Raw genomic sequence first — 10968 nt, 5'->3', positions numbered from 1 at the left:
AAGCTGCCGCAGGTGATGCACTCACCCCTACAGAATACCGAACATATAACTATTTATTTACGAGACACACCACTAGCCGCCGGCGGGTGACTGCACGCGGTCGGCGCCCCTGGCGCGCGGGGAACGATGCAGTACCTGCGGGCCGGCGGCCAGGATCGCCAGGCACACCATCGACGTGGCATAGAGCGCGCCGCCGATGATGTCGGTGAAGTAGTGGAAGTGGTTGCTGGCCATGCCGATAGACGGGATGGCGGCGCCGATCGTGGCGATCGTGATGCTCCACGCGTGCACCCCGATCCCGAGCACCAGCATGGCCGCGACGGTGATCGCCACGGTGGTGTGGCCGCTGGGATACGCCAGATTCTCGCCGTACCAGGGCCGACCGAACAGCACCTTCAGCACCTTGGCGCCGATGATCGAGATGACCGGGCACAACGCGGCCACGGTGGCCAGCCGCCACTCGCGTCGCCACAGCGGGATACCCACCGCCAGCAGATAGAGCGGTACCAGCACTTTGACGCGGTTCAGCAGCAGCATCCAGTACGGGTGGTCACCGAGCAGCGTGCGCGACGTCTGCATGAACCAGTGATCCACGGCCGAGTCACCCGACCGGACGACGATGCCCAGCGCGATCATCGCGGTGAACCCGACCAGCGGCCACCACACCAAGAACCGTCGCGTGTTCAGAACCGCATCTCCTGCTCGGGCGTCAGCACCCGGAAGTCGGTGTCGGTCATCTCGTCGAGGCGGCCGTAGTAGATGCCCTTGGCCTGCTCGGCGACGACGCCCTGATGGATCGGCACCGCATGCTGCGGCGCGACGGCCCGCAGGAAGTCGACGGCCTCGGCGATCTTCATCCACGGCGCGGCGGCCGGTGCGGCCAGCACCTCGACCGGCTCGCCCGGCACGAACAGCGCGTCGCCCGGATGCATCAGGCGGGCAGCGTGACCAGCATCACCGACCAGGTACGAGATGTTGTCGATGATCGGAATCTCCGGGTGGATCACCGCATGCTTGCCGCCTGCGCCGCGCACCGTCAGGTGACCGATCGACAGCGTGTCGCCGACGTGCACGGCCTGCCACGCGCCACCCAGCTGCGCCGCGGTCATGGGGTCGGCATACAGCTTGGCCTGCGGATTCGCCTCGACCAGGGCCGGCAGCCGGGCCGGATCGGCGTGGTCGGGGTGCTGATGAGTGATCAGGATGGCGTCCAGTCCCGTGATGCCCTCGAACCCGTGCGAGAAGTTGCCCGGGTCGAACAGGACCGTCGCCTGCGCGTCACCGTCGGTGAATCGGGCCAACAGGCAGGAATGTCCGAAGTGCGTCAGCTCCATCAGTCCATTGTGCGGGCATCGCGGCGCACAAGGGCGCCGGTAGAGTACAGATGTCTTCCCGTCGCTACGCTCGCCTCGGCAGAGCAATCCGACCCGAACAAAGGAGCGCGCGTGGCCCGCGTCGTTGTGCACGTGATGCCCAAGGCCGAAATCCTGGACCCGCAAGGCCAGGCGATTGTGGGGGCGCTGGGGCGCCTCGGGATCACCGGGGTGTCCGACGTCCGCCAGGGCAAGCGGTTCGAGCTCGAGGTCGACGACACCGTGTCCGACGAGACGCTGGAGCACGTCGCCGAGACGCTGCTGGCCAACACCGTCATCGAGGACTTTTCGGTGCACCGGGAGAACGCATGACCACCAAGGTCGGTGTCATCACCTTCCCCGGCACGCTCGACGACGTCGACGCGGCACGGGCGGTCCGGGCCGTCGGCGGCGAGGCCGTCAGCCTCTGGCACGCCGATCCCGACCTCAAGGGCGTCGACGCCGTCATCGTCCCCGGCGGTTTCTCGTACGGCGACTACCTGCGCTGCGGCGCCATCGCCAAGTTCGCGCCCGTCATGACCTCGGTGGTCGAAGCGGCCGGCAAGGGCATGCCCGTGCTGGGTATCTGCAACGGCTTCCAGGTGCTGTGCGAGGCCGGGCTGCTGCCGGGCGCGCTGACCCGCAACGAGGGTCTGCACTTCATCTGCCGCGACGTGTGGCTCGAGGTGACCGCGACGTCGACCGCGTGGAGCAGCCGCTATGAACCCGGCGCCGACATCCTGATCCCGCTCAAGTCGGGTGAGGGACGGTACGTCGCGTCGGAGAGCGTGCTCAACGAACTCGAAGGCGAAGGTCGCGTGGTCTTCCGCTACCGCGACAACATGAACGGCTCGATGCGCTCGATCGCCGGGATCAGCTCGGCCAACGGCCGCGTCGTCGGCCTGATGCCGCACCCCGAGCACGCCACCGAGGCCCTCACCGGCCCGTCCGACGACGGACTCGGCATCTTCTTCTCGGCACTCGACGCGGTCCTGAGCGCCTGACGCCGTTCTACTTGCCCGCGAGGGTGCATACAGATCGCGAAAATCGCCCGCGAGACGCGCTAGGCGCACCCTCGTTGGCGTGGCCGACGCAGCTGCGCCCAGGGGTCAGGGTCAACTCGATTCGAGCATCCCGACCTGTTGATCCTGACCCGAGGGCGCACCTCACTCGAACGAATGCGCCCTAGGAACAGGGTCAACTGGCGGCGGGATCAACGAGTAGATCAGCTGTCGAGCGCGACCGACGCCTCGGCGGTGTAGCAGAGGAACGTCAGCGTCTCCTGCAGGTACAGCTGCACCGTCTCGGCATCGTGCGACAGATAGCCGATGGTCACGTCGGTGCCCAGCTGCAGGTCGAAATCGCCTCCGCGCGTGGACAATACGAACGCGCCGTCGATGGCGGGCGCCCAGATGATCTCACCGTCGACCAGGCGGTTGAGGTGCTCCAGCAGCGGGTAGCCGTGCTCGGTGGTCTCGCTGACCTTGGTGTAGGCCTCCGCCGACAGCAGCACCGAGTACGGCCCGTCCACACCGGCCAGGCGCAGCTCGGACAGCGCCTGGGAGATCACGTCCGGGTAGCCCCGAGGGTCGCTCGGCAGCGCCAGCGCCGGGTTGGAGCTGGCGGCGCGGATGCCCTCGATCTGCGCGGCCGGGTAGCCCTCGAAGATCGCCCGGTCCTCCGAGAACGCCAGCTTCTTGGCGGCTTCCTTCACCGGATCCCAGTCGGAGTCCTGCGCGCCGCGCTCGACGTCGTCGATCGCCGTGCGGGTCACCGTGAATGGCACCCGCAGCCGCACCAGCGGCCGGGCTTCCCGAAGGTGCGCCACCACACCGTCGGCCGGCGACGTGACATCGACGAGATGGCCGGTGCTGACCGCGGCCGTCTTCGGTCCACCCGGCTCGCTCACGTCGACGACGCGACGGCCAGCGATGTGCCGCTTGAACGTCCGGGCGGCCTCCTCTTCGATCTGGGCCCACGCGGCCGCGGTGATCGGAGCGAGATCGCGGTACAGGTTGTTCATTGCGGTTGACCTTTCAGACTGCCGATGGACAGGGTGCCAGTTGACGTGGGTTGGGCTTCGGGTTCTGCCGGTGCTGCGGCGGGCAGGGGCGGCGGCGCATCGAGGAAATCGACTGTGGGAGTGAAGAACAACACTCCGGTGACCGCCGTGGAGAAATCCAGGATGCGATCGGTGTTGCCCGGCGGGTCGCCGATGAACATGTTGCGCAGCATGCGTTCGGTGACGGCCGGGTCGGCCGAGTACGCGATGTAGTACGTGCCGAATTCCCCTGAGCCGACGCGGCCGAACGGCATGTTGGCCCGCACGATCTGCAGTTGGTTACCGTCGTCGTCCTCGATGACGTTGAGGGCCAGGTGTGAGTTGGGTGGCTTGACGTCGTCGGCCATCTCGATGTCCTCGAGCTTGCTGCGGCCGATCACCCGTTCCTGCTCGGTGACGCTGAGCGACTCCCACGACGCCATGTCGTGCAGGTACTTCTGCACGTGAACGTAACTGCCACCGGCGAATTCGGGATCGTCGTCGCCGACCAGCGCCGCGACCACGGCATCCGGTCCGTCCGGGTTCTCGGTGCCGTCGACGAAGCCGAGCAGGTCGCGGTTCTCGAAGAACTTGAATCCGTGTACCTCGTCGATCACCGTCACCGCGCCGTCGAGTGACTTCAGAATCTGGCTGGCCAGCTCGAAACACACGTCCATGGCGTTGGCCCGGATGTGGAACAGCAGGTCGCCTGGCGTCGACGGCGCGTGGTGACGCGCACCCTGCAATTCCGGGAACTCATGCAGCCCGGCCGGCCGCGGCCCGCTGAACAAGCGATCCCAGGCGTCCGAGCTGATGCCGGTCACGAGGCTCAGACGGCTTGCGGGCGTGCGGAATCCAACTGCCCGAACGAGTCCGGACAGCCTGGTGAGCGCATCGTGCACTTCGGGCTCGGCGCCCTCATCGATGGTGGCGATGAGAAAGATGGCAGCAGATGTCAACGTGGTGAGAACGGGCTGAGGCCGTGCGGGACACACGAACTCGACCCTAGCGGCAACGGCAACGGATTTCCGGGTGATGATGGCCTCATGACCGGAGCTACTGCCGCAGGCCTCTGCGGGTTCATCGACGCGTCGCCCTCGCCGTTCCATGTGTGCGCGACGGTGGCCGCGCGGCTGACCGCCGCCGGGTTCACCGAACTCGCCGAGACCGACGCCTGGCCCGCCTCTCCCGGTAACTACTTCACGGTGCGGGCCGGCTCGCTGGTGGCGTGGCGGGCGACGGACGCGCCGAACCCCTTCCGCATCGTCGGCGGCCACACCGACAGCCCCAACCTGCGGGTCAAGCAGCACCCGGACCGGTTCGTCAGCGGCTGGCAGGTCGTGGCGCTCGAGCCCTACGGCGGCGCGTGGCTGAACTCGTGGCTGGACCGCGACCTCGGCATCAGTGGCCGGCTCTCGGTACGGCGCGGCGACACCGTCGAGGACGTCCTGGTCCGGATCGACGACCCGATCCTGCGGGTGCCGCAGCTGGCCATCCACCTGTCCGAGGACCGCAAGGGCGTCAGCCTCGATCCGCAGCGGCACGTCAACGCGGTGTGGGGCGTCGGCACGGGTACCCGCGACTTCCTCGGTTACGTCGCCGCGCACGCGGGGGTCGACGGTGCCGATGTCCTGGCCGCCGACCTGATGACGCACGACCTCGCGCCGTCGCGCCTGATCGGCGTCGACAGCGATCTGATCAGCGCACCCCGGCTCGACAACCAGGGCACCTGCTACGCCGGGCTGGAGGCGTTCCTGGCCGCGCCGGCTGCCGACTACGTTCCGGTGCTGGCGCTGTTCGACCACGAAGAGGTCGGGTCGACGTCCGACCACGGCGCGCAGTCCGATCTGCTGCCGACGGTGCTGGAGCGCATCGTGCTGGCGGCTGGCGGAACGCGCGAGGATCTGCTGCGCCGGCTGGCCGGCTCGATGGTGGCCTCGGGCGACATGGCGCACGCCACGCACCCGAACTACCCGGAGCGGCATGAACCGGGGCACCTCATCCAGGTCAACGGCGGCCCGGTGCTCAAGGTGCAACCCAACCTGCGGTACGCCACCGACGGCCGGACCGCCGCGGCGTTCGCATTGGCCTGCGCGCAAGCCGGGGTACCGCTGCAGCGGTACGAGCACCGCGCCGACCTGCCGTGCGGATCGACGATCGGACCGATGACCGCCGCCCGCACCGGCATCCCGACCGTCGACGTCGGCGCCGCGCAGCTGGCCATGCACTCGGCACGCGAGGTGATGGGCGCGCTCGACGTGCCGGCCTACGCCGCGGCGCTGCAGGCGTTCCTGGCACCCGCCTAGAGTTTGACCATGGCACTCAAAGTGGAGATGGTCACATTCGACTGCACCGACGCGCAGGCCCTCGCCGACTGGTGGGCCGCGCAATTCGGCGGCAAGGTGCACACCCTGATGCCGGGGGAGTTCTTCGTCGTCAACTTCCCGGAGGGCCCGAATCTGGGCTTCCAGCAGGTCGACGACCCGACGCCCGGCAAGAACCGGCTGCACCTGGACTTCCACCTCGAAGGCGACATCGAGCCCGAGCTCGAGCGCCTCAAAGCCGCGGGCGCGACGGAAACCGAACGCCATGCCTTCGGCGAGGTGGCCCGCTGGGTGGTGCTGGCCGACCCGGAGGGCAACGCGTTCTGCATCGCGGGCGCGGCCTGACGGGCTAGGGACCGGCCTGCTCGACCAGTTCGACGCCGGTGGACACCACCGGCTCCGACGCGGCATGCCACGCCTTGGACGCGACGACGATGGCGCCGGCACAGATACACACCAGGGCCGCGATCACGGCCAGTACCGCGATCGCACCCCGGTTGAGTCCGATGTGAAGTCTCATCCGGCCACGCTAAGAGTGCGGGATGAGGCCCCGATGGGTCCTACCTAGCAGCCCGCTATGAGGGCCGCCGCGATGAGTTCCCGCCTTCGGGCGAGTCGACCTAGTGTTGAACCGCCGATCGAGAACGGAGTCCGCCATGGCCGACGCCAAGGATGTATCGCAATCACGGGCCGTATGGGCCGGTCGCACCACACCGCAGAAGGCCGGCCTCGTCCTGAGCGCCTTCCTCCTGCTGTTCCTGCTGGCCGATGCCATTCCGAAGATTCTCGGGATGGAGTTCGCCCGCACCGCGACCGAGGGCATCGGCTTCCCGCCCTACCAGACGTACGTCATCGGGTGGGTGCTGCTGGCTTGCATCATCGTGTGGGTGATCCCCCGCACCGCAGTGCTGGGCGCGGTCGGGCTGACGGCCTATCTCGGCGGTGCCGTGACCATCGACATGCACCAAGAGGCGTGGTTCCCCGTGGTCTTCGCGGTGGCCTTCGGACTCTTGATCTGGGGCGCGCTCATCCTGCGGCGGCCGGCGCTGCTCAAGGTGCTGGTCAGCGGCGACGAGTAGCCGGCGCTCGCCGTGGCGGGCGGGCAAGTTCCGCAACGATAGACTCTCTGCGTGACGTCCTCGGTCGATACCGTCAATAACGCGACTACCACGCCCGACCAGCCGCAGCCGTATCGCGAGCTCGGTCTCAAGGATGACGAGTACCAGCGCATCCGCGAGATCCTCGGCCGTCGGCCCACCGATGCCGAGCTGGCCATGTACTCGGTGATGTGGAGCGAGCACTGCTCGTACAAGTCCTCCAAGGTGCATCTGCGCTACTTCGGTGAGACCACCACCGACGAGATGCGCGCCGGCATGCTGGCCGGTATCGGCGAGAACGCCGGCGTCGTCGACATCGGTGACGGCTGGGCCGTCACCTTCAAGGTCGAATCGCACAACCACCCGTCGTACGTCGAGCCCTACCAGGGCGCGGCCACCGGCGTCGGCGGCATCGTCCGCGACATCATGGCCATGGGCGCCCGCCCGGTCGCGGTGATGGACCAGCTGCGCTTCGGCGCGGCCGACGCGCCCGACACCCGCCGCGTGCTCGACGGCGTCGTCCGCGGCGTCGGCGGCTACGGCAACTCGCTGGGCCTGCCGAACATCGGCGGCGAGACCATCTTCGACCCGTCGTACGCCGGCAACCCGCTGGTGAACGCCCTCTGCGTGGGCGCGCTCCGCGTCGAGGACCTGCACCTGGCGTTCGCGTCGGGTACCGGCAACAAGATCATCCTGTTCGGCGCCCGCACGGGACTGGACGGCATCGGCGGCGTCTCGGTGCTGGCCTCCGACACCTTCTCCGGCGACGAGTCGGGCGCCGGCCGCAAGAAGCTGCCGTCGGTTCAGGTGGGCGACCCGTTCACCGAGAAAGTCCTGATCGAGTGCTGCCTGGAGCTGTATGCAGCCCACCTGGTGGTCGGTATCCAGGATCTCGGTGGCGCCGGATTGTCCTGTGCCACTTCGGAACTGGCATCGGCCGGCGACGGTGGCATGCACATCGACCTCGACAAGGTGCCGCTGCGCGCCGCCAACATGACCCCGGCCGAGGTGCTCTCCAGCGAGTCGCAGGAGCGCATGTGCGCCGTTGTGACGCCGGAGAACGTCGACGCGTTCATGGCCGTCTGCCGCAAGTGGGACGTCCTGGCGACCGTCATCGGTGAGGTCACCGACGGTGACCGGCTGAAGATCAGCTGGCACGGCGAGACCGTCGTCGACGTGCCGCCGCGCACCGTCGCCCACGAGGGCCCGGTCTACAACCGGCCCGTCCAGCGCCCCCACACCCAGGACGCACTGATCGCGGACACCTCCGCCAACCTGCCCCGGCCCAAGACCGGCGACGAGCTGCGCGCCACCCTGCTGCAGCTGCTCGGCAGCCCGCACCTGTGCAGCCGCGCGTTCATCACCGAGCAGTACGACCGCTATGTCCGCGGCAACACCGTGCTGGCCGAGCACGCCGACGGCGGCGTCCTGCGCATCGACGAGGCCACCGGCCGCGGCATCGCGGTGTCGACCGACGCCTCGGGCCGCTACACGCAGCTGGACCCGTACACCGGCGCGCAGCTGGCGCTGGCCGAGGCCTACCGCAACGTCGCCGTCACCGGCGCGACGCCGGTGGCCGTCACCAACTGCCTCAACTTCGGTTCGCCGGAGGACCCGGGCGTCATGTGGCAGTTCTCGCAGGCCGTGCGCGGCCTCGCGGATGGCTGTGCGGCCCTTGGTATTCCGGTCACCGGCGGCAACGTCAGCTTCTACAACCAGACCGGCTCCACCGCGATCCTGCCGACCCCGGTGGTGGGCGTGCTCGGCGTCATCGACGACGTGCACCGCCGCATCCCGACCGGCATCGGCCTGGAGCCGGGCGAAACGCTGATCTTGCTGGGCGACACCTACGACGAGTTCGACGGTTCGGTCTGGGCCCAGGTCACGGCCGACCATCTCGGTGGCGTGCCGCCGCGTGTCGACCTCAAGCGCGAGCAGCTGCTGTCCGAAGTGCTGACCGCGGGTTCGCGCGACGGCCTGATCTCGGCCGCCCACGACCTGTCCGAGGGCGGGCTCATCCAGGCTGTCGTCGAGGCGGCCCTGGCCGGCGAAACCGGTTGCCGCGTCCTGCTTCCCGAGGATGCGGACCCGTTCGTGCAGCTGTTTTCCGAGTCGTCGGGCCGCGTCCTTGTCGCGGTGCCACGCACCGAGGAGAGCCGCTTCATGGCGATGTGCGAGGCCCGCGAACTGCCGGCCGTCCGCATCGGCGTGGTCGATCCGGGCAGCGACTCGGTGGAGGTGCAGGGCCAGTTCAGCGTCACGCTGGACGAACTGCGGACAACCTCCGAGAGCGTGCTGCCCGCCCTGTTCTCCCATGAGTGATTTGTGCACGAAAATCCGCGCCCACCGCGGAAAATCGTGCACAAATCCCTGAGATGGTGACGCGCAAGGCGCCCGACCCGGCCCAGACCCGGGCGGCGGTGCTGCTCGTCGCCGACTGGCTGCGTGACGAGCACGCCGAAACGCCGCCGCGCGCCGCGATCGCGGAGGCCGTCCGGCTGACGGCGCGCACGCTGGCGGCCGTCGCGCCCGGCGCCAGCGTCGAGGTCCGCGTGCCGCCATTCGTTGCGGTGCAGTGCATTTCGGGCCTCAGTCACACCCGCGGCAATCCGCCCAACGTGGTGGAGACGGACCCGCGCACCTGGCTGCTGTTGGCCACCGGGTTGTTGTCGCTGGACGACGCGGCGGGCGCCATCGAGATGTCCGGGTCACGGGCACGGGAGATCGGCCCGTGGCTGCCGCTGGTCGAGCTGTAGGGCTCACTTGAAGAACGGGTATTCCTGCACCCAGTGAAAGCCCCTGTTGCGCAACGTGAATTGATCGAGGTCGACCTGATCGAGGGCGATCTGCACCGGGCGCCCGTGCAGCGTGCCGGTCAGTTGCAGCTGCTGGGCCGACGGCCGTGACACCTTCAGCTCGGCCAGTGCCGCGCCGCCGGGTTCGGACACCGTGATGGTGTCGGACTTGACCGTGGTGGGGGCGTCGACCAGTTCGCCGTTCATCCGCTGGTACGTCAGCGCGCCGTCCTTCTCGAAAACCACGCGTTGCCAACGGGTTTGATCGGTCGTCAGCGGCGGGACCGGCTTGCCGTCAACGCTGAACTCCCGGACCGCCCAGATGCCGTACAGCTCGGGTTTGGCCATGCCGCCGCCGTAGGCGTGCCACGCCTGCCAGCTCGCGAAGACGCATCCGACCAGTACCCAGAGACCCAGCACGGCCTGCGCGGTGGCGGCTCTGCGATTGGCGCGCTCCGAGCTGAACAGCGGTGGTTGGGTCACCGGCTCCGACGGGCGTTGCAGGACGAACAGGTCCGTCAGCCGGCGCAGCTGCGGGGCGAGCAGTACCAGGCTCATCAGCAGCAGGTGGCCGGACAGGATCTTGACCGGCACGTCGAAGGTCATGTTCAACAGGAACACCTGGGCCATGCTGGCCAGCCCGAGCAGCGTCCCCAGCGTCGCGGTGCGGGGCAGGAACATCAGCAATCCGGCCAGCACCTCGACGGCGCCGAGCGTCATCTCGTACGGAGGCGAGCTGCCCACCTGCAGCCACAGCACCGAGGCCGGACTGAAGTCGCCGAAGGACCGCAGCAGCGCGGACGGCGGGGGTGACGGCATCTGGGTGGGCACCAGTTTGGCGAAACCGTAGAACAGCATCTGCCCGGCGACGCACAAGCGCACGAACGTCAGGAACCACGCCGACAGCCGCGCGTAGTCGGGCCGGTGCCGGTCCAGCACGGTCCACACCGCGGTCCCGACGGCTGCGACGACCGCCAGGCTGAACACCATCACCCACACCACGGTCTGATCGCCACTGCCCGAGTCCTGGTGCAGCACGGCGTCGACGCCGAAGACCTCGCGGCCGACCCACTTCAGCGGCGGGGCCAGCACGGTCATCTGCCACATCACGGCGAGCTTCGGCAGGAACTCGCCCACGATCCCGAAGAAGGCAAAAGTGATCTGCGCGAACAACACACAGAACAGGCCGAAGTACAGAAAGCAGAATCTGAATGCGATCTTCGTCACGCTCGACCATGGCCGGGTCGCGTCGGCGGTGACGGGGTCGAGGACGGGAGGATCAGGGCTCTCTGATAATTGACTGGCCACGAAACCCATATAAACAGCCGGACTGAAGTGGGCTGATGAGACGGTGTGCGG

At 68.3% G+C, this 10968-nt stretch carries 13 protein-coding genes; 7 read left to right on the top strand and 6 right to left on the bottom strand.

Features of this window, described 5'->3' with window-relative positions; genetic code table 11:
- Nucleotides 1-72 precede the first annotated feature (72 nt).
- The gene (locus ACJH6H_RS22115; protein ID WP_406775825.1) at nt 73-666 is read right to left on the bottom strand and encodes a hypothetical protein; all 594 of its coding nucleotides are present in this window, start codon (nt 664-666) and stop codon (nt 73-75) included.
- 17 nt (nt 667-683) lie between these two features.
- Complete coding sequence (locus ACJH6H_RS22110) at nt 684-1334, bottom strand: MBL fold metallo-hydrolase (RefSeq protein ID WP_406775824.1); 651 nt, start codon at nt 1332-1334, stop codon at nt 684-686.
- Between the two features lie 111 nt (nt 1335-1445).
- On the opposite strand from ACJH6H_RS22110, the gene purS reads away from it, so the two are divergent.
- The gene (gene purS, locus ACJH6H_RS22105) at nt 1446-1685 is read left to right on the top strand and encodes a phosphoribosylformylglycinamidine synthase subunit PurS (RefSeq protein WP_020098778.1); all 240 of its coding nucleotides are present in this window, start codon (nt 1446-1448) and stop codon (nt 1683-1685) included.
- The gene (gene purQ / locus ACJH6H_RS22100) at nt 1682-2356 is read left to right on the top strand and encodes a phosphoribosylformylglycinamidine synthase subunit PurQ (RefSeq protein WP_406775823.1); all 675 of its coding nucleotides are present in this window, start codon (nt 1682-1684) and stop codon (nt 2354-2356) included. Before purS ends, purQ begins: the two co-directional genes overlap by 4 nt.
- Before the next feature lie 221 nt (nt 2357-2577).
- Here the strand turns inward: purQ and ACJH6H_RS22095 are convergent, their stop codons facing one another.
- Together ACJH6H_RS22095 and ACJH6H_RS22090 are read right to left on the bottom strand one after the other, a co-directional pair.
- Complete coding sequence (locus ACJH6H_RS22095; RefSeq protein WP_212813478.1) at nt 2578-3375, bottom strand: family 1 encapsulin nanocompartment shell protein; 798 nt, start codon at nt 3373-3375, stop codon at nt 2578-2580.
- Nucleotides 3372-4388: a Dyp-type peroxidase gene (locus tag ACJH6H_RS22090; protein ID WP_406775822.1), complete on the bottom strand. Its 1017-nt coding sequence runs from the start codon at nt 4386-4388 to the stop codon at nt 3372-3374. Before ACJH6H_RS22090 ends, ACJH6H_RS22095 begins: the two co-directional genes overlap by 4 nt.
- A 51-nt stretch (nt 4389-4439) precedes the next feature.
- On the opposite strand from ACJH6H_RS22090, the gene ACJH6H_RS22085 reads away from it, so the two are divergent.
- Nucleotides 4440-5699: a M18 family aminopeptidase gene (locus ACJH6H_RS22085; protein ID WP_406775821.1), complete on the top strand. Its 1260-nt coding sequence runs from the start codon at nt 4440-4442 to the stop codon at nt 5697-5699.
- 9 nt (nt 5700-5708) lie between these two features.
- The gene (locus ACJH6H_RS22080) at nt 5709-6062 is read left to right on the top strand and encodes a VOC family protein (RefSeq protein WP_020098783.1); all 354 of its coding nucleotides are present in this window, start codon (nt 5709-5711) and stop codon (nt 6060-6062) included.
- A gap of 4 nt (nt 6063-6066) precedes the next feature.
- On the opposite strand, the gene ACJH6H_RS22075 is transcribed toward ACJH6H_RS22080, so the two are convergent.
- Entirely contained in the window at nt 6067-6237 is a 171-nt protein-coding gene (locus ACJH6H_RS22075; protein WP_212813467.1) for a hypothetical protein, read from the bottom strand.
- 136 nt (nt 6238-6373) lie between these two features.
- Between ACJH6H_RS22075 and ACJH6H_RS22070 the strand changes: the two genes are divergently transcribed.
- Genes ACJH6H_RS22070 through ACJH6H_RS22060 form a run of 3 tightly spaced genes read left to right on the top strand, consistent with a single transcriptional unit; the run spans nt 6374 to nt 9570 of the window.
- Nucleotides 6374-6796, top strand: coding sequence for a DoxX family protein (locus ACJH6H_RS22070; RefSeq protein ID WP_212813465.1), 423 nt, complete (start codon nt 6374-6376; stop codon nt 6794-6796).
- 51 nt (nt 6797-6847) lie between these two features.
- Nucleotides 6848-9136 carry a phosphoribosylformylglycinamidine synthase subunit PurL gene (gene purL / locus ACJH6H_RS22065; RefSeq protein ID WP_406775820.1) on the top strand — a complete coding sequence of 763 codons (2289 nt, stop codon included), beginning with the start codon at nt 6848-6850 and terminating at the stop codon, nt 9134-9136.
- A 53-nt stretch (nt 9137-9189) separates the two neighbouring features.
- Nucleotides 9190-9570, top strand: a complete 381-nt coding sequence (locus tag ACJH6H_RS22060; RefSeq protein ID WP_406775819.1) for a sterol carrier family protein — start codon at nt 9190-9192, stop codon at nt 9568-9570.
- A 3-nt stretch (nt 9571-9573) separates the two neighbouring features.
- On the opposite strand, the gene ACJH6H_RS22055 is transcribed toward ACJH6H_RS22060, so the two are convergent.
- Nucleotides 9574-10926, bottom strand: a complete 1353-nt coding sequence (locus ACJH6H_RS22055; RefSeq protein ID WP_406775818.1) for a DoxX family protein — start codon at nt 10924-10926, stop codon at nt 9574-9576.
- Nucleotides 10927-10968: the final 42 nt, after the last annotated feature.

The organism is Mycobacterium sp. SMC-21 (genome assembly GCF_045310825.1).
Lineage (GTDB): Bacteria > Actinomycetota > Actinomycetes > Mycobacteriales > Mycobacteriaceae > Mycobacterium.
This window is presented reverse-complemented; position numbering and strand designations above follow the sequence as displayed.

What these genes read in the sequence shown, in the direction of transcription:
- ACJH6H_RS22080 (WP_020098783.1), top strand. Translation starts at nt 5,709, where the DNA reads ATGGCACTCAAAGTGGAGATGGTCACATTCGACTGCACCGACGCGCAG.
- ACJH6H_RS22055 (WP_406775818.1), bottom strand. Translation starts at nt 10,926, where the DNA reads ATGGGTTTCGTGGCCAGTCAATTATCAGAGAGCCCTGATCCTCCCGTC.
- ACJH6H_RS22070 (WP_212813465.1), top strand. Translation starts at nt 6,374, where the DNA reads ATGGCCGACGCCAAGGATGTATCGCAATCACGGGCCGTATGGGCCGGT.
- ACJH6H_RS22060 (WP_406775819.1), top strand. Translation starts at nt 9,190, where the DNA reads ATGGTGACGCGCAAGGCGCCCGACCCGGCCCAGACCCGGGCGGCGGTG.
- purQ (WP_406775823.1), top strand. Translation starts at nt 1,682, where the DNA reads ATGACCACCAAGGTCGGTGTCATCACCTTCCCCGGCACGCTCGACGAC.
- ACJH6H_RS22110 (WP_406775824.1), bottom strand. Translation starts at nt 1,334, where the DNA reads ATGGAGCTGACGCACTTCGGACATTCCTGCCTGTTGGCCCGATTCACC.
- ACJH6H_RS22075 (WP_212813467.1), bottom strand. Translation starts at nt 6,237, where the DNA reads ATGAGACTTCACATCGGACTCAACCGGGGTGCGATCGCGGTACTGGCC.
- ACJH6H_RS22095 (WP_212813478.1), bottom strand. Translation starts at nt 3,375, where the DNA reads ATGAACAACCTGTACCGCGATCTCGCTCCGATCACCGCGGCCGCGTGG.
- ACJH6H_RS22085 (WP_406775821.1), top strand. Translation starts at nt 4,440, where the DNA reads ATGACCGGAGCTACTGCCGCAGGCCTCTGCGGGTTCATCGACGCGTCG.